This window comes from Pseudomonas sivasensis, from assembly GCF_013778505.1.
Classification (GTDB): Bacteria; Pseudomonadota; Gammaproteobacteria; order Pseudomonadales; family Pseudomonadaceae; genus Aquipseudomonas; species Aquipseudomonas sivasensis.
The window spans coordinates 13015-31000 of record NZ_JAAOWU010000003.1 but is presented as its reverse complement, the minus strand read 5'-3'; the positions used below and the strand labels follow the sequence as shown (position 1 = coordinate 31000).

Below are 17986 nucleotides of genomic sequence, written 5' to 3'. Positions count from 1 at the left end.
GGCCCCTACAACAAAGGATTTCCCGATGAGCATGCTCAAAGACCCGTCTTCGAAGTACCGCGCGTTTCCGACCATCGATATCCCGGACCGCACTTGGCCATCGAAGACCATCACCACCGCGCCAATCTGGTGCAGCTCCGACCTGCGTGATGGCAACCAGTCGTTGATCGAGCCGATGGACGCAGTGAAAAAACTGCGCTTCTGGAAGACCCTGGTAGCCGTCGGCGTGAAGGAAATCGAGGCATCGTTCCCTGCCGCGTCGCAAACCGACTTCGACTTCGTGCGCACCCTGATCGAAGACAATCACATCCCCGAGGACACCACCATCCAGGTGCTGACCCAGGGCCGTGAAGACTTGATCGCACGCACCTTCGAATCCCTGCGCGGCGCCAAGAAAGCCATCGTGCACTTGTACAACGCCACCTCGCCGTCGTTCCGCCGCATCGTGTTTAACCAGGACAAGGACGGCATCAAGGCCATCGCAGTCAATGCGGCCAAGCTGTTCGTCAAATACGCTGCCCAGCAGCCGGAAACCCAGTGGACCTTCGAGTATTCCCCAGAGACCTTCAGTGCCACTGAACTGGAGTTCGCCAAGGAAGTGTGTGACGCGGTGATCGAGGTGTGGAACCCGACGCCTGAGCACAAGATGATCCTCAACCTGCCAGCCACCGTGGAGTGCGCCACGCCTAACATCTATGCCGATCAGATCGAGTGGTTCGGCCGCCATATCAACCGCCGTGACAGCGTGATCATCAGCCTGCACACCCACAACGACCGTGGTACCGGCGTGGCCGCTACCGAGCTGGGCCTGATGGCGGGCGCCGACCGTGTCGAAGGCTGCCTGTTCGGTAACGGCGAGCGTACCGGTAACGTCGACCTCGTCACCGTGGCGTTGAACATGTACACCCAGGGTCTGGACCCGCAGTTGGACTTCTCCGACATCGACGGTGTGCGCAAAGTCGTCGAGGAGTGCAACCAGATCCAGGTACACCCCCGTCATCCGTACGTCGGCGATCTGGTGCACACCGCGTTCTCCGGTTCCCACCAGGACGCGATCCGCAAAGGCTTCTCCCAACAGAAAGATGATGCCCTGTGGGAAGTGCCGTACTTGCCGATCGACCCGGCTGACATCGGTCGCAGCTACGAGGCGGTGATCCGCGTGAACAGCCAGTCGGGCAAAGGCGGCATCGCCTACCTGCTGGAACAGGAATACGACATCAGCTTGCCACGCCGCATGCAGATCGAATTCAGCCAGGTAGTCCAGGCCGAAACCGACCGCGTGGGCCTGGAGATGACCGCACCACAGATCTACGCCTTGCTGCAGCGTGAATACCTGCAAGCCAACACTCCGTACGCGCTGGTCAGCCATCGCCTGCAGGAAGAGAACGGCAACAGCTTTGTCGAAGTGGAAGTCTCGGGCAAGGGCCAGGGCGAAACCAACCTGCACTGGAAGGGCAAGGGCAACGGCGCACTGGAAGCCCTGGTGGCTGGCCTGCCGATTGGCGTGGAAATCATGGACTACAACGAACATGCGATCGGTGCGGGTACCAACGCCAAGGCAGCGGCCTATATCGAACTGCGTGTGAACGGTGAACGTCCAGTGCATGGCGTGGGCATTGATGAAAACATCACCACGGCGAGCTTCAAGGCGCTGTTCAGTGCGCTGAACCGATCGCTGAGCCAGCAGGAAGCCAAAGCGGCGTAACCTTAGCCGTCATACAAAAGGCCCCTGGGTGAGAACCCAGGGGCCTTTTTATTGAGTTCCAGATTTGGGTTGCCTGTCAGGGACTCATCGGGGGCAAGCCCCCTCCCACATTTTGAATGTATTCACAAATCAAAGTGTGGGAGGAGGCTTGCCCCCCCGATAGCGGTCTGTCAGACAAACTGAAAGCTATCGGCATCCAGATTAGCCGGAAACCGCGTGCGATACGCAGCCAGTTCAGCCGCGTCCAGGCACACCTGGAACACCCCGTCCGCCTCCCCCGCACTCAGCAGGCTCTCGCCCTGGAAATCCAGCACTTGGCTATCGCCAGTGTAGGCAAAGCCCTTGCCGTCGGTGCCTACTCGATTGACCGCCGCTACGTAGCACAGGTTCTCGATAGCCCGCGCCGGCAACAACCGGTTCCAATGCTGGCGCCGCGCGCCCGGCCAATTGGCGGTGTACAGCAGCAAGTCAGTGTCCTGGGGATCCCGACTCCACACCGGAAAGCGCAGGTCGTAGCAAATCAGCGGCCGAACACGCCAACCTTTTAACTCGAACTGCACCTGGCGCTCGCCGGGTGTGTAGTGATTGTGTTCACCGGCCATACGAAACAAATGACGTTTATCGTAGTGCAACACCTCGCCATCCGGCCGCGCCCATAACAGGCGGTTGCGGTGGCTGCCATCAGCGGCCTGGATGATCACGCTACCGGTGATCACCGCGTTGTACTTCGCAGCCTGGGCCTGGAGCCAATGATGGGTCGGGCCGTTTTCCGGCTCGGCGAGGGTTTGCGAGTCCATGGAGAAACCGGTGGTGAACATCTCCGGGAGCACGATGAGGTCGGCGCCGCGGGCCTGCTCCAGCAGCCCTTCGAAATGTTCGAGGTTGGCCTGGCGGTCGTGCCAGGCCAGGGTGGTCTGGATCAGGGCGATATTCAGATTCGGCAGTGCACTCAGATCACGCATAGTTTTTCAGCTGCCTGTTGCAGCGTTTCCTCGCGTTTGGCAAAGCACAGGCGCACCAGGCGCTGGCCTTGGGGTGGGGTCTGGTAGAACACCGAGACCGGGATAGTCGCCACACCGTGTTCACGGGTCATCCACAGGGACATGGCGACGTCATCCAGCTCCGGGCGTATTTGTGAGTAATCCACCAATTGGAAGTAGGTTCCGGTCACCCGGGTAAAGCTGAAGCGCGACGGCGCCAGCAGGTCGCAGAACAGATCGCGCTTGGCCTGATAGAACGCAGGCAGTTCGTCGACGTGCTCCGGGTGTTCGGCCATGAAATCGGCCAAGGCGAACTGCAACGGGGTTACGCCACAGAAGTTGACGTATTGATGCACCTTGCGCAATTCAGCCGTCAGGGCCGGTGGCGCGACCACGTAGCCGGTTTTCCAGCCGGTGACATGGTAGGTCTTGCCAAAGGAGCTGACCACGAACGCACGCAGGTACAGCTCTTTATGAGCCAGCACGCTCACGTGGGGCACGCCGTCGAATACCAGGTGTTCGTAGACCTCATCGCTGAGCAGGTAGATATCGCGATCGCGGATCAGTTCTGCCAACTGGTCCAGCTCGGCGCGGCTGATCAGCGCGCCAGTCGGGTTGTGCGGGGTGTTGAGGATGATCATGCGCGTGCGTGGCGACAGCGCGGCCTTGATCTTCTCAAAGTCCAATGCAAAGCCTTGCAGGCTCAGTTGCACATGGACACAGCGTCCCCCGGCCAGTTCGACCGAGGGCTCATAGCTGTCGTAGCAGGGATCGAACACGATGACTTCATCGCCACTGCGGATCACCGCCTGGATTGCACAGAAGATCGCAGCCGTGGCACCGGGGGTGATGGTCACTTCGCTGTCCGGGTTGACCGTGGCGCCATAGCTGCGAGCGATCTTGCCCGCCACCTGTTGACGCAGCGCCGGAAGGCCGGTCATCGGGGAGTATTGGTTATGCCCGCTGGCAACATGTTTGCCCACGGCATCGAGTAAAGCCTGGGGGCCGTTGAAGTCGGGAAACCCCTGGGAGAGGTTGAGCGCACCGGTTTCGGCAGCCAATTGCGACATAGTGGTGAAAATAGTGGTGCCGACATTCGGTAACTTGCTGTTGATCATTCGGTGAGTCCCTGCTGAACACCTGTCGCTGCAATGGCGCGGTAAGGGTCGAGGATAGCCCATGCGGTTGTCAGAAAAAAAGCCGGCACGCGCCATTGATAGCCATGACCAGTATCGGCCTTCTACCGCGTCCTCTGCGACGAACGGACTGTCTCAGTGTGCATAACAGGTATTTCTGACAGTTACCTCAACGAAGAAAAAAGCGCCTAACTAATCAGGCTTACCCCATCAGCGAGGCAACCCATGTCAACCACTCTCCTCCACAAAACCGGTGAACTGGATCCGTCGTTTGGTGAACGCGGAGTCTTGCCGCTCAACATCGAAGATGGAGCGATTTTCAGGGCATATGGACTGAACAGCATTGACGACAAGTTACTGGTTTCCGCCAGTGTTCTGAAGGATATGAACACTTACACCCAAGGCCACTTCGTCTATTTCAACCTGCAAGCAGATGGGCAGCCCAATCAAGGTTTCGGTAAAAATGGAATCGTGACAGGGCTCTTTGAACCATCGGATCAGCAATGGCCCTCAAATGGCCTGAAAGTGCTCACGGCGGATCACCAGTCCTACTTGCTGTGCGGAGCCCTGACGCACAACTCAAGCACTCCCGTACCCGCAGTAGCTAAAAGCCAACTAACCGGAGCCCCCGTCCCTCAATTCGGTAAAAACGGCCTATCGGTACTGAATCTGCCAATCACCTACGAACAAGGCCCCAACCAAGCGCCAGGCGTGGACGCGGCCCTTCAAAGTACCGGGAAGATAATCACCCTGCACTTGTACACAGGCGAACCCGGACACTGGGGAGCTCTGATAGCCCGTATAAATGCCGACGGCCAAACCGACCTCGCCTTCAATAGTGGCCGTGGCTATATCGACACCCTTAAGGCGGGCGAGAACACGGCTTTAGCAGGCCTCGCCATTCAAGCGGACGACAAGATTCTCGCTTACGGCCACAGCGTCCATGTCAGGGGTATCAAGACGGGAATCGTCCACCGTTACACCTCGGAAGGTGCGGTAGATACAACCTTCGCGATCAGCGGCGAGTACCGAACCCAGGATCATCAATACCTTGATCTCGTTGCCACCCATGAAAAGATCCTTGCGTGCGGCTCTGCTGCGCAAGGAGCACTGCTTATCTCACTAGACCCCGACGGCGTGCCGGATCCCGGCTTCAACAATGGCCTACCGGTAATCACGGCAAACGTGACCCGTTGGCACAAGTTGCTGGTGGACGCTGGCAAAATCGTAGCGGTCGGCACCCTTGAAGAGGTATTGAACAAAACGGCCGTGATGGCGCGCTTCAATAGCAATGGCGAGATAGATACAAGCTTCGGGCCTAACGGCACCGGCATCGTTGAGCTGGACTTCAACCAGCAGTTCAGCGAGCCCATTGGGCTGGTCATGGACCAACAAAAACGATTGCTCGTATTGATGTCCTTATCAGGCCTCACGCTTGAACCAACCTTCCTGCTGGCGTGTTATTTTTCCGAATCGCAGGCGTAAAAAAGGCGCCACCGGCGCCTTTTTAAAGCTTGAATCAGCGCTTGTCGCGGCGCTTCTTGTCGGCCTTCTTGTGGTGAGTCATCAAACGACGCTTCTTGTTCACCTGACGGTCAGTCAGTGTGTTCTTGTTGCCTTCGTATGGGTTCTCGCCCCCCTTGAACTCGATACGGATCGGCGTACCGACCAGCTTCAAGACACGGCGGTAGGTGTTTTCCAAGTAACGCACGTAGGACTTAGGCACCTTCTCGATCTGGTTACCGTGGATCACGATAATCGGCGGGTTGGCACCACCCAAGTGGGCGTAACGCAGTTTGATCCGGCGGTTGTTGACCATCGGCGGCGCATGCTCGCCCACCGCATCTTCCAGGATCTGGGTGAGACGGTTGGTCGGCCAGCGGGTGACTGCGGACTTGAACGAATTCTGTACGGAAGCGTACAGGTTACCCACGCCAGTACCGTGCAATGCCGAGATAAAGTGAATATCGGCGAACTCGACGAAGAACAGGCGGCGCTGCAGCTCGATCTTGACGAAATCGCGCTCGCTCGGCGTCATGCCGTCCCACTTGTTGATCGCGATGACCAATGCCCGGCCCGCTTCCAGGGCAAAGCCCAGCAAGTTGAGGTCGTGGTCCACCACGCCTTCGCGGGCGTCCATCACGAAGATCACCACGTTGGCGTCTTTGATCGCTTGCAGGGTTTTCACCACGGAAAACTTTTCAACTTCCTCGTGGATCTTGCCGCGCTTGCGCACACCGGCTGTGTCGATCAGCGTGTACTTCTCGTCGTTACGCTCGAACGGGATGTAGATACTGTCGCGGGTGGTGCCAGGCTGGTCGTACACGATTACCCGGTCTTCACCGAGCATACGATTGACCAGGGTCGACTTGCCGACGTTAGGACGGCCGATGATGGCGATCTTGATACCGTCTTTTTCACTAGGGCCAGGAATGCGCTTGGCTTCCTCACCTTCGGCAACGATCTCTTCTTCGCCCTCTTCTTCCTCAGCATCATCCTTCGGGAAGTCGCGCAGAGCGATTTCCAGCATCTGCGTGATGCCGCGGCCGTGGGCACCGGCAACCGGGATCGCGTCGCCCAGGCCCATCGGGCTGAATTCAGCACGGGCCGCCTCAGGATCGATGTTATCGATCTTGTTCGCGACCAAATAGGAACGCTTGTTACGCTTGCGCAGGTGCTCGCCGATCATCTGGTCGGCGGCGGTGTAGCCAGCGCGGGCGTCCACCAGGAACAACACGACATCGGCTTCTTCAATGGCCAGCAGCGACTGCTCGGCCATTTTTTCGTCCATGCCATGCTCATCACCGGAGATACCACCGGTGTCGACAATAATGTAGGAGCGCCCTTGCCACTTTGCCTCACCGTATTGGCGATCACGGGTCAGACCGGACAAGTCGCCGACAATAGCGTCGCGAGTCCTGGTCAGGCGGTTGAACAAGGTGGACTTGCCGACGTTAGGTCGGCCCACCAGGGCGATTACGGGAACCATGCGGCTCTCCACTTCGTTATTTCAGAAAATACAAAAGCCGCTGCAGGGCAGCGGCTGGTGCTCGGGGCAGCATCGTCAGATGCCGCATGCCCCGCCGAAGCGGGGCCGCCTGGGTGTTACCCCAAGCATAGTTCTTACTTGATGGTCAGGGCTTCCAGCTTGCCGCTGTTGCCATACACATAAAGCATGTTACCCACCACCAGCGGACGCGCGCGCAGGCCGTCGCTGTCGATACGCTCACGACCTACGAAGCGACCATCCACCTGGCTCAGCAGATGCAAGTAGCCTTCGAAATCGCCGACCGCTACGTAGCTGGAGAACACTTCCGGTGCCGACAGTTGACGGCGAGCCAGGGAGTCGTTGCTCCACAACGCGGTGGTGGAACGCTCGTCGACACTTTCAACAGTGCCGGATGCCAGGCTGACGTAGACGCTGCCAAACCCTTGGGAGACACCGGCGTAGCTGGAAGCATCACGCTGCCAGTTAACGCGGCCGCTCTGCAGGTCCAGCGCCGCAACACGGCCCTGATAGGTGGCGACGTAGAGGGTTTCACCCGACAGCAGCAAGCCACCGTCGATATCCACTACACGATCCAGCTCGGAACGACCTTGCGGGATTGCCACACGGGTTTCCCAGGCCGGCACGCCGTTCTGGGTGTCCAGGGCGACCACTTTACCGGTCGACAGGCCTGCAACGGCCAGATTGTTGGTTACAACCGGACCACTGGTACCACGCAGGGTCAACACCGCAGGAGTACTGTCGTACAACCAGCGCTGGTTGCCGGTAGCGGCATCCAGACCGATTACACGGTCATCCTGGGTCTGCACCACAACGATGTCGCCGTTGGTGGCAGGGGGTGCGAGGACTTCACTGGTCACGCGAGCGCGCCATTTCTCTTCACCGGTGCTGGAATCGAGGGCAACCACTTCGCCTTTCAGCGTGCCGACCATCACCAGGCCATAACCAACGCCTACGGCGCCGGACACAGGCAATTCGAGGTCAGTCTTCCATTTCACATCGCCGTTCATGCGATCCATGGAGATCACTACGCCGGTCACGTCAGCAGCCACAATGTTGTCACCGTCGATTGCCGGAACCAACATGTTGTAGGTCTCGCCCTGGCCGTCACCGATGGAGCGGCTCCATTGCTTTTGCAGGACTACTTCTTCCTTGAAGCTGGTCAGCTCGGCCGGAGGCAGTTCTTTTTTACTGTTGCTGCTGCAACCCGCGGCCAGAACGGCCAGAGCCAGCAATGCTGCATGTTTCCAACGGATCACGTCACGCATCCCCTTTGGCCAAGTCGTCGAGCTTGATTTGTAAGCCACCGACCGCCGCTTCATCAGACAGCGCCGCCTTGGCTTTCTTGTACGCAGCATTGGCTTCATCGGTGCGACCCAATTGGACCAACAGGTCGCCCTTGAGCTCTTCGCGAGTAGCAACAAATGCCTTGTCCGCATCACCGTCGAGCAGTTTGAGTGCTTCGTCAGCTTTGTTCTGTGCCGCCAATACCTGGGCCAGGCGCTGACGTGCGATTTCACCCAGGGTCGGGTTGGTCGGCTTGTCGGCGATAGCCTTCAGTTCTGCAGCGGCGTCATCCAGCTTGCCGGTATCGACCGCGACCTTCGCGACGAACAGGCTGCCGTATTGGGCGTAGGTGCTACCGCCGAATTCGTTCTTCAGCTTGCCGGCCAGGTCCGCCACTTGCGCAGGGTCGGGCTTGCCGTCCGGCGTCAGGGTGGTTTCCAGCAATTGCTGATAGAGGATAGAGGCGCCCTGGGACTGGTTGGCCTGATATTTTGTCCAGGCTTGCCAGCCGAACACCACCACTAAAGCCAGCAGACCGCCAGTAACCAGGGGCTTGCCGTTACGCTGCCACCAGTCCTTGAACTCGGCCAACTGCTCATCATCAGTACTCGACACCCCAATACTCCTTAATCGCTAAATTCGGCTGTTCGACAGCTTCAACCCTGCACGACGCAGGTGGCCAAGTGCGCAGCGAGCGCATCAAAGGCAATGTTCTGTTGCTCGCCCTGGCCACGCAGGGGTTTGAAACCTATCACTTGCTGGGCCAACTCGTCATCGCCGAGGATCAGTGCATACAGTGCACCGCTCTTGTCGGCCTTTTTGAACTGACTCTTGAAGCTGCCCGCGCCGGCATTGATCTGAAGGCGCAGGTTCGGCAGCTGGTCGCGCACGCTCTCGCTCAAGGCCAGGGCCGCCAGTTCGGCTGCCTCACCAAAGGCGCACAGGTACACATCCACCTGACGGGAGATTTCTGCGGGGATTTGCTCCAGAGTTTCCAACAGCAGGATCAGCCGTTCGATGCCCATGGCAAAACCCACGCCGGTGGTCGGCTTGCCGCCCATCTGCTCGACCAAGCCGTCGTAACGGCCGCCCGCGCACACAGTGCCTTGGGCGCCTAGTTTGTCAGTGACCCATTCGAACACGGTTTTGCTGTAGTAATCGAGACCACGCACCAACTTAGGGTTGATTACGTAGGGAATGCCGGCCGCATCCAGGCGAGCCTTGAGGCCCTCGAAGTGCGCGCGGGATTCGTCATCCAGGTAGTCGGCCATTTTCGGCGCATCGACCAGTACGGCTTGCGTGTCGGCGTTCTTAGTGTCCAGCACGCGCAACGGGTTGGTTTTCAGACGGCGCTGGCTGTCTTCGTCCAACTTGTCCAGATGCGCAGACAGGTACTCGACCAGTGCGACGCGGTAGCGGCCACGGGATTCGCTGGTCCCCAGACTGTTGAGTTCAAGCTTGACCGCATCACGAATGCCAAGCATGCCCCACAAGCGCCACGTCATCACGATCAGCTCGGCATCGATGTCCGGACCGTCGAGGTTGAATACTTCCAGGCCGATCTGGTGGAACTGACGATAGCGGCCTTTCTGCGGACGCTCATGGCGAAACATCGGACCGATGTACCATAGTTTTTGCGGCTGGCCGCCACCGGTGAGGCCGTGCTCAAGCACAGCACGCACGCACGCGGCAGTTCCTTCCGGACGCAGGGTCAGGGAGTCGCCGTTACGGTCTTCAAAGGTGTACATCTCTTTTTCGACGATATCGGTCACTTCACCAATGGAGCGCTTGAACAGCTCGGTGAACTCGACGATCGGCATGCGGATCTGCTTGTAACCGTAGTTATCCAGCAGACGCGCGACAGTATTCTCGAAGTAGCGCCACAGGGGCGTCTGCTCCGGCAGGATGTCGTTCATGCCACGAATGGCTTGCAGAGACTTGCTCACATCAAATCCTTAAATTCGTTCAATCAGCCGCGAGCGATCAGCGCTGCGTCAGCGGCGACCTTTTCGGCCGCTTTCTCGCGGATCAGCTTTTCCAGCTCATCCACAAGATTGTCATTCGTTAACTTCTGCGACGGCTTGCCGTCGATGTAAATCAGGTTCGGTGTACCGCCGGTCAAGCCCACATGCGCTTCCTTGGCTTCACCCGGCCCGTTGACCACGCAACCGATCACCGCAACATCCAGCGGTACCAGCAGGTCTTCAAGGCGCAACTCCAAATCGTTCATGGTTTTCACCACGTCGAAGTTCTGCCGCGAGCAGCTCGGGCAGGCAATGAAGTTGATGCCACGGGAACGTAAACGCAGGGATTTGAGAATGTCGTAACCGACTTTCACTTCCTCTACAGGGTCTGCCGCCAACGAAATGCGGATAGTATCGCCAATCCCTTCGGCGAGCAGCATACCGAGACCTACCGCAGATTTCACTGTGCCTGAGCGCAAACCGCCAGCCTCGGTGATACCCAAGTGCAATGGCTGCACGATTTCCTTCGCCAGCAGCCGGTAAGCTTCAACCGCCATGAACACGTCGGAGGCCTTTACGCTGACTTTGAAGTCTTGGAAATTCAGGCGTTCAAGGTGTTCAACGTGGCGCAATGCCGACTCAACCAGCGCCGCCGGAGTGGGCTCGCCGTATTTCTTTTGCAGGTCTTTTTCCAGAGAACCTGCGTTGACGCCGATGCGGATCGGGATCCCACGATCACGGGCAGCATCCACCACCGCGCGCACACGGTCTTCACGACCGATGTTGCCTGGGTTGATACGCAGGCAATCGACACCCAGTTCAGCCACGCGCAACGCGATCTTGTAGTCGAAGTGAATGTCTGCAACCAACGGCACCTTGACCAACTGTTTGATGCGGCCGAAGGCTTCCGCTGCGTCCATGTCCGGCACGGAAACCCGCACTATGTCCACGCCAGCGGCTTCCAAACGGTTGATCTGGGCCACAGTGGCGGCTACATCATTGGTGTCGCTGTTGGTCATGCTTTGTACTGCGATGGGGGCGTCGCCGCCCACCGGCACCGAGCCGACCCAGATCTTGCGCGATACGCGACGTTTGATTGGAGATTCGCCGTGCATGACTATTGTCCCAACTTGAGGCGAGCAGTCTCGCCACTGGTGAACGGCGCCACGTCCACAGGCTGACCGTTGTAGGCCACTTGCGCGCCACGGGCGAAGCCCAGACGCAGCGTCAGAGGAGGCTTACCGCCTTGGTCAAGAGTATCTCCCTTACGCTTAAGACCGCTAAACAGCACTTTACCGTTGCCATCGGTGACTTGCGTCCAGCAGTCAGCAATGTAGGTCACTTGTACGCGCCCGTCACCGGCGATCAATGCTGGAGTGGTAGGTGGCGAAATAGCTGGCGTAGCCGAGGCTGCTGGAGCGGGGGGCGCGGACGCGGGTGCTGCCGGCGTATGAGCCTGGGCGGTGGGCGCTGCCGGAGTCGCTGGCGTTACAGGAGCAGGCAAAGCGGCGGTTGTCGCAGGAGCGGTTTCCGGTGCCGGTTGCTCGGTCGCGAGCGGCGCTTCAGACGTGGCCTGCCCCTCGGCAACAGCCTGGTCTTCCGGTTCATCCAACGGATGGATCTGAGTGGTGCCATCGGCGCTTTCGACTTCGACGTGCTCCATCGCGCTGCTGGTCAGGTCTTTACTGCGCTGAGAGGCTTGGTCTTGCCACCAGACAAACCCGCCACCGATCACCGCAACAAGCAGCAACAGGCTAACAATTCGCAAAATGGTGTGGGAAACGCGCACTGGCTCTTCGATACGACCCAGGCCATGAACACTGCTGCCCTGGGAATCGGTGCCGGTGAATTGGTCGAACTCCTGAACCAGAACGGTCTGGTCGATACCCAGCAATTTGGCGTATGCGCGGATATAGCCTCGGGCGAAGGTGTGCCCAGGCAGCTTATCGAACGCGCCAGCTTCCAGATTGCCCAAGGACGTGGTGGTCAAATTGAGCTTGAGGGCCACTTCCGCCAGCGACCAACCATTGCTTTCGCGGGCCTGACGCAAGGTTTCGCCTGGGTTTACGCGATTAGCTGCTACAACTTCCGGGTGCGCCGCTTTCATCATTGCTCCGACAGGTATTGCTGATATTCCGGCGTACCGGGATAGAGTCGTTCGAGTTGCTGGCCAAAATGTGCGGCCGTGTCGCGTTCTTCATGAACTGTCGCCAGGCGCACACCGAGCAATAGACTACGTGCATTTTGCCCGCTGAGCAGGCTAAAACGCTCGTAATAGTCACGTGCCGGCACATAATGCCTGTCTTCGTAAGACAACTCAGCCATTTCGAGCAATGCCCGCGGCTGGCGACTGTTCAGGTGCAGGGCTTTTTCCAATTGCTGGCGAGCACTGTCGCGCTGGCCGAGACGCATTGAGGTCACCCCAAGGTTCTCGAAGACCCGCGAACGCTCTGGATAAAGGGTGTAGGCAGAAGCTTGCTGGAAATAACGGGAAGCCTGGTCATAACGTTTCTGTTCGAACAGGAAGCTGCCGTAATTGTTCAGCAGCCGAGGGTCGGCAGGACGGGAGGCCAAAGCCTTTCTGAAATACTGATCGGCAAGTTCAGGCTCGGCCTGGGCTTGGAACACCAAGGCCAATGCAGCGTTGGCGTCGGCATCGTTGTTGTCCAGCTCAAGGGCCTTTTTCAAAGGCACCTTGGCCTGCTCGCTCATGCCCTGCTGCAGGTAACCCAACCCCAGTTGCACATAGGCAACTCGCGCCTCATCACGACCTTTACCGGTTTGCAAAGGGCTCTCATGGCCCGATGAAACACAACCGGCCGCGAGGCCGGTAACAAGCAGAAGCAGCGCAAGGCGCAAGGGCATAGAGATCCTCTCTCAGATTCGATTCACAGCGATTTGCGGCATGTCGTCGGCGGCATTCAGTTCACGCACGGCGATATAACGTTCGCTGCGACGGGTGCGATCCAGCACCTGTCCTACCAATTGGCCGCAGGCGGCGTCGATGTCTTCACCACGAGTGGTGCGTACGGTGACGTTGTAGCCTGCCTGGTGCAGTTGATCCTGGAAACGACGAATGGCGTTGTTGCTCGGCCGCTCGTAGCCAGAATGGGGAAACGGGTTAAACGGGATCAGGTTGATCTTGCACGGGGTGTTCTTGAGCAACTCGATCATCTCGATCGCGTGTTCGACCTTGTCGTTGATGTCCTTGAGCATGGTGTACTCAATGGTCAGCACGCGTTTCTCACCCAAAGTCGCCATGTAACGCTGGCAAGATTCGAGCAGCATCTTAAGCGGATACTTCTTGTTGATCGGCACCAATTGGTTACGCAATGCGTCATTAGGTGCGTGCAGCGACAACGCCAGGGATACGTCGATGTGCTTGGCCAGCTCATCAATCATCGGTACCACACCGGAGGTCGACAGGGTCACACGGCGCTTGGAGATGCCGTAGCCCAGGTCGTCCATCATCAGATGCATGGCCGCAATCACGTTGTCGAAGTTCAGCAGCGGCTCACCCATGCCCATCATCACCACGTTGGTGATGGCACGGTCGACGGTCGCCGGGACGCTGCCAAAGGATTTGTTGGCAATCCACACCTGACCGATGACTTCGGCGGCAGTGAGGTTGCTATTGAAGCCTTGCTTGCCGGTGGAGCAGAAACTGCAATCCAGGGCACAGCCTGCCTGGGACGAAACGCACAAGGTGCCACGTTTGCCCTGGGGAATGTACACGGTCTCGACGCAGCTGCCGGACGCCACGCGCACCACCCATTTACGGGTGCCGTCGGTGGAAATGTCCTCGCTGACAACTTCGGGACCACGGACCTCAGCAATGGCCTTGAGCTTGTCGCGCAGGGCCTTGCTGACATTCGTCATGGCGTCGAAATCGTCGACACCAAAGTGGTGAATCCATTTCATTACCTGACCGGCACGGAAGCGCTTCTCCCCGATTGAGTCGAAGAATTTCTCCATTTCCGGCTGAGTCAGACCCAGCAGGTTGGTTTTAACAGTCGATGTAGTCATGGATTCACCCTCACTCTTTAAGCCAATGCTTAGCGAGCGGTTACTTCAGTAGCAGCGAAAAAGTACGAGATTTCGCGAGCAGCGGCAGCTTCGGAGTCCGAGCCGTGTACAGCATTGGCGTCGATGGATTCAGCGAAGTCAGCACGGATAGTGCCGGCAGCCGCTTCTTTAGGGTTGGTAGCGCCCATCAGCTCACGGTTCAGAGCGATAGCGTTTTCGCCTTCCAGAACCTGAACAACAACAGGACCGGAGATCATGAAGGCAACCAGGTCGCCGAAGAAGCCACGAGCGCTGTGCTCAGCGTAGAAGCCTTCAGCTTCAGCCTTGGACAGTTGCTTGAGTTTCGAAGCTACAACCTTCAGGCCGGCTTTTTCGAAACGAGTGGTGATCTCGCCGATGACGTTTTTTGCAACAGCGTCAGGCTTGATGATGGAGAAAGTACGTTGAACAGCCATGGTGTAACTCCAGAAACGGTAATTTACGAAAAATTAAACCCGCGAATTATACGCGGGTTATTGGGTATTGCCTAACTGCGTAAAAGGCGGCTCAGTCTGCTTCTTCGATCCACAGGCCCTGAATCGCCTCCAGAACCTTTTCGCCACCCCGATCCGGGATGTCATCGAATTCCGGCAGCGCCATTACGAGATCACGCAGTTTGACGAAGTTCACGGTAAGAGGATTGACCTCAGGATGAGCTTCAGCAAGTTGTATAGCGATTTCTTGTACATCAACCCATTTCAGGCTCATGACAGTTCCTTGAATCAATGCGGCGCTTCGGCCGCATGGTTGAGCGAATATTTCGGAATTTCGACAGTGATGTCCTCAGTTCCCACCTTTGCCTGACAGCTTAGACGCGATTGCGCTTCCAAGCCCCAGGCACGATCGAGAAAGTCCTCTTCCAGCTCGTCGGCTTCTTCAAGCGAATTGAAACCCTCGCGAATGATGCAGTGACAAGTGGTACAGGCGCACACGCCACCACAAGCGCTTTCGATCTCGATGTGGTTGTCATGGGCAACTTCGAGGATGGACTTGCCGGTCTCAGCCTCCACAACCATACCGTCCGGACAATGCTCGGCGTGTGGCAGAAAAATGACCTGCGGCATTAATTATTCCTCGATTTCATTCAGGTTGCGTCCCGCCAGGGCGGCCTTTACCGTCTGGTCCATACGGCGGGCGGCAAAGGCATCAGTCACTTGCGACAAGCGCTTGGTCTGTTGCTCGATAGCATAACCATCAGTGCCTTTCATCAGTTCGGCCAATTCATGCATCTGCAGGTCGATGACCATGCGCTCTTCGGCATCCAGCAAGCGTTCGCCGTCAGCCTCAAGGGCGCCCTGCACCGCTTCAAGCAGGCGCTGTGCATCCACTTGCTGTTCGCGCAGCACACGGGCGACCTTGTCATCACCGGCGTACTGGAACGAGTCCTTGAGCATCTTGGCGATTTCGCCGTCGGTGAGGCCGTAGGAAGGCTTCACCTGGATGCTGGCTTCAACACCCGACCCCAGCTCACGGGCCGCGACACTAAGCAGGCCGTCGGCGTCGACTTGGAAGGTCACACGAATTTTCGCAGCACCGGCTACCATTGCAGGGATACCACGCAATTCGAAACGCGCCAGGGAGCGGCAGTCACTGATCAGCTCGCGCTCGCCTTGCAGCACATGAATCATCATGGCCGTCTGGCCGTCTTTATAAGTGGTGAAGTCCTGGGCGCGGGCGACGGGGATGGTGGTGTTGCGCGGAATCACCTTCTCCATCAAGCCGCCCATGGTCTCCAGCCCCAGCGACAACGGAATCACGTCGAGGAGCAGCAGTTCGCCACCATCGCGCTTGTTGCCGGCCAAGGTGTCTGCCTGGATCGCTGCGCCGATGGCGACTACTTGATCGGGGTCGATTTCGGTCAGTGGCTCGCGACCAAAAGCCTCGGCAACTGCCCCACGAACACGCGGCACACGGGTCGAACCACCCACCATGACCACGGCACCGACGTCTTCCAACTCGATACCGGAATCACGTACGGCGCGACGGCACGCCTTGAGGCTGCGGGCGACCATTGGCTCGATCAACGCATCGAAGGCTTCGCGCGTCAGCGGTGCCGACCAGTTGCCGTAAGACACGTCAATAGAGGCAGCATCAGTCAGCGCTTCTTTAGCGGCACAAGCAGTTTGCAGCAAGTTGCGCTGTGCGCCTGGATCCAAGTCCGCGGACAAGCCGGCACTGCTGATAATCCAGCCTGCGATCGCGTGGTCGAAGTCATCGCCGCCCAGCGCGCTGTCGCCACCAGTAGCCAGCACCTCAAACACACCGCCGGTCAGGCGTAGGATCGAAATATCAAAAGTGCCGCCGCCCAGGTCATAAATGGCAACCAGACCTTCGGCGTGCTGGTCCAGACCGTAGGCCACAGCAGCAGCAGTCGGCTCGTTGAGCAGGCGCAGCACGTTGAGGCCGGCAAGCTTCGCCGCATCCTTGGTGGCTTGACGCTGTGCGTCGTCGAAATAGGCTGGAACCGTGATCACTGCACCGACCAATTCGCCGCCCAAGGTCGTTTCTGCGCGCTGGCGCAGCACCTTGAGGATATCAGCCGACACTTCCACCGGGCTTTTCGGCCCCTGAACAGTATCAATGAAAGGCATGTGGGATTCGCCGCCGACAAAGCGATACGGCAGTTGGTCGCCGAGCTGCTTGACGTCGGACAAGCCACGCCCCATCAAGCGCTTGACAGACAGCACAGTGTTCAAAGGATCGCTAGATGCCGCCAACTTGGCAGACTCACCGACCTCGGTGCGATCAGCGTGATAGCGCACGGCCGAGGGCAGGATGACCTGGCCATCAGCGTCCGGCAGCGGTTCGGAAAGGCCACTGCGCAGGGCAGCGACCAGGGAATTGGTGGTGCCCAGGTCAATCCCGACCGCCAGGCGACGCTGGTGCGGTTGAGGGCTTTGGCCGGGTTCGGCGATTTGCAGTAATGCCATGGTAATCAGGTCTTATCTGTCTATCAGGCGTGCATCACGGGCAGCACTGGGTTAATCGTCGAGGCGCTCTTCTAGCTGGCGCACTTCGTAGGTGAGCTTGTCGAGGAACTGCATGCGTCGCATCAGGCGTTCGGCCTGTTCACGTTGCGCTGCATCATCCCAACAGGCTGCGAAGCTTTCGTTGAGCTCATCCTGGGCCACTTTCAGACGGCGCTTGAAGACGGCGACACCGGCCACATCGGCCTCGTCGTGTAGGTCTTCGAGCTCTTCGCGCCACTGCATTTGCTGCATCAGGAAGTCGGGATCGTGAACCGTGACTTCAATCGGCAACTCGCCGCCGTTCATGGCGAGCAGGTAACGCGCGCGCTTTGGCGGACTCTTCAGTGTCTGATAGGCCTCGTTGAGGCTGGCCGACTGCTGCAGGGCCAGGCGTTGCTCACGCTCGGAAGCGTCAGCGAAGCGGTCCGGATGCACCCCACGCGCCAACTCTCGGTAGCGCGTGGCAAGCTGCTCAAGGTCCAGCCGAAAGCTCGGCTGCAGCTCGAATAAAGCGAAATGACAAGGAGTACCCACGAATAGCCTCAGATGTTGAAGCTTTCGCCGCAGCCACACTCACCGCGTACGTTGGGGTTGTTGAACTTGAAGCCCTCGTTCAACCCTTCCTTGACGAAATCGAGTTCGGTGCCGTCCAGGTAGGTCAGGCTTTTAGGATCGATGATCACTTTCTCGCCGTGACTTTCGAACACCTGGTCTTCCTCAACCACCTCGTCGACAAACTCCAGCACGTAGGCAAGGCCGGAACAGCCCGTGGTGCGAACACCCAGACGAATCCCCTCACCTTTACCGCGCCCATTCAGGGAGCGGCGAATGTGCTGCGCAGCCGCTTCTGTCATGCTGATAGCCATCGTTGAC

The 17986-nt window shown here is 58.5% G+C and carries 18 protein-coding genes; 2 read left to right on the top strand and 16 right to left on the bottom strand.

Annotated elements, in window-relative coordinates:
• The first annotated feature begins 25 nt into the window (after nt 1-25).
• Nucleotides 26-1705 (top strand): 2-isopropylmalate synthase, encoded by a 1680-nt coding sequence (leuA, locus tag G9Q84_RS06530; RefSeq protein WP_017530007.1) that lies wholly within the window; start codon nt 26-28, stop codon nt 1703-1705.
• Between the two features lie 170 nt (nt 1706-1875).
• Here leuA and G9Q84_RS06525 read toward each other — a convergent pair whose 3' ends face one another.
• Both G9Q84_RS06525 and G9Q84_RS06520 read right to left on the bottom strand, forming a co-directional pair.
• Nucleotides 1876-2667: an amidohydrolase gene (locus G9Q84_RS06525; protein WP_122756168.1), complete on the bottom strand. Its 792-nt coding sequence runs from the start codon at nt 2665-2667 to the stop codon at nt 1876-1878.
• Nucleotides 2655-3803 (bottom strand): pyridoxal phosphate-dependent aminotransferase, encoded by a 1149-nt coding sequence (locus G9Q84_RS06520; protein ID WP_122756093.1) that lies wholly within the window; start codon nt 3801-3803, stop codon nt 2655-2657. Before G9Q84_RS06520 ends, G9Q84_RS06525 begins: the two co-directional genes overlap by 13 nt.
• A 243-nt stretch (nt 3804-4046) precedes the next feature.
• Between G9Q84_RS06520 and G9Q84_RS06515 the strand changes: the two genes are divergently transcribed.
• The gene (locus G9Q84_RS06515; RefSeq protein WP_095185819.1) at nt 4047-5306 is read left to right on the top strand and encodes an NHL repeat-containing protein; all 1260 of its coding nucleotides are present in this window, start codon (nt 4047-4049) and stop codon (nt 5304-5306) included.
• A gap of 34 nt (nt 5307-5340) precedes the next feature.
• Here G9Q84_RS06515 and der read toward each other — a convergent pair whose 3' ends face one another.
• The 14 genes from der to iscA all read right to left on the bottom strand — a co-directional run bounded on the left by der (nt 5341) and on the right by iscA (nt 17979).
• A complete protein-coding gene (der, locus tag G9Q84_RS06510) occupies nt 5341-6810 on the bottom strand; it encodes a ribosome biogenesis GTPase Der (protein ID WP_032890716.1) in 1470 nt (489 codons plus the stop codon).
• Between the two features lie 134 nt (nt 6811-6944).
• Nucleotides 6945-8096, bottom strand: a complete 1152-nt coding sequence (gene bamB / locus G9Q84_RS06505) for an outer membrane protein assembly factor BamB (protein WP_032890714.1) — start codon at nt 8094-8096, stop codon at nt 6945-6947.
• Nucleotides 8089-8730, bottom strand: a complete 642-nt coding sequence (locus G9Q84_RS06500) for a YfgM family protein (RefSeq protein ID WP_032890712.1) — start codon at nt 8728-8730, stop codon at nt 8089-8091. The genes bamB and G9Q84_RS06500 overlap by 8 nt, the downstream gene beginning before the upstream one ends.
• 41 nt (nt 8731-8771) lie before the next feature.
• Nucleotides 8772-10061: a histidine--tRNA ligase gene (gene hisS, locus G9Q84_RS06495; RefSeq protein WP_122756092.1), complete on the bottom strand. Its 1290-nt coding sequence runs from the start codon at nt 10059-10061 to the stop codon at nt 8772-8774.
• 23 nt (nt 10062-10084) lie between these two features.
• Nucleotides 10085-11194, bottom strand: coding sequence for a flavodoxin-dependent (E)-4-hydroxy-3-methylbut-2-enyl-diphosphate synthase (gene ispG / locus G9Q84_RS06490; RefSeq protein ID WP_003175952.1), 1110 nt, complete (start codon nt 11192-11194; stop codon nt 10085-10087).
• Nucleotides 11195-11196: 2 nt separating this feature from the next.
• Entirely contained in the window at nt 11197-12186 is a 990-nt protein-coding gene (locus G9Q84_RS06485; RefSeq protein WP_122756091.1) for a RodZ domain-containing protein, read from the bottom strand.
• Nucleotides 12186-12944, bottom strand: a complete 759-nt coding sequence (pilW, locus tag G9Q84_RS06480) for a type IV pilus biogenesis/stability protein PilW (RefSeq protein ID WP_122756090.1) — start codon at nt 12942-12944, stop codon at nt 12186-12188. The genes G9Q84_RS06485 and pilW overlap by 1 nt, the downstream gene beginning before the upstream one ends.
• 12 nt (nt 12945-12956) lie before the next feature.
• Nucleotides 12957-14105 (bottom strand): dual-specificity RNA methyltransferase RlmN, encoded by a 1149-nt coding sequence (rlmN, locus tag G9Q84_RS06475; RefSeq protein ID WP_032890704.1) that lies wholly within the window; start codon nt 14103-14105, stop codon nt 12957-12959.
• A 29-nt stretch (nt 14106-14134) separates the two neighbouring features.
• Nucleotides 14135-14560: a nucleoside-diphosphate kinase gene (ndk, locus tag G9Q84_RS06470; protein ID WP_003175956.1), complete on the bottom strand. Its 426-nt coding sequence runs from the start codon at nt 14558-14560 to the stop codon at nt 14135-14137.
• A 91-nt stretch (nt 14561-14651) separates the two neighbouring features.
• Entirely contained in the window at nt 14652-14852 is a 201-nt protein-coding gene (gene iscX / locus G9Q84_RS06465; protein ID WP_032890702.1) for a Fe-S cluster assembly protein IscX, read from the bottom strand.
• Nucleotides 14853-14866: 14 nt separating this feature from the next.
• Nucleotides 14867-15208 (bottom strand): ISC system 2Fe-2S type ferredoxin, encoded by a 342-nt coding sequence (gene fdx / locus G9Q84_RS06460; protein WP_032890689.1) that lies wholly within the window; start codon nt 15206-15208, stop codon nt 14867-14869.
• Between the two features lie 3 nt (nt 15209-15211).
• Complete coding sequence (gene hscA, locus G9Q84_RS06455; protein ID WP_032890687.1) at nt 15212-17074, bottom strand: Fe-S protein assembly chaperone HscA; 1863 nt, start codon at nt 17072-17074, stop codon at nt 15212-15214.
• Nucleotides 17075-17125: 51 nt separating this feature from the next.
• Nucleotides 17126-17647, bottom strand: coding sequence for a co-chaperone HscB (gene hscB / locus G9Q84_RS06450; RefSeq protein ID WP_032890686.1), 522 nt, complete (start codon nt 17645-17647; stop codon nt 17126-17128).
• An 8-nt stretch (nt 17648-17655) separates the two neighbouring features.
• Nucleotides 17656-17979 carry an iron-sulfur cluster assembly protein IscA gene (gene iscA / locus G9Q84_RS06445; RefSeq protein WP_003209680.1) on the bottom strand — a complete coding sequence of 108 codons (324 nt, stop codon included), beginning with the start codon at nt 17977-17979 and terminating at the stop codon, nt 17656-17658.
• Nucleotides 17980-17986: the final 7 nt, after the last annotated feature.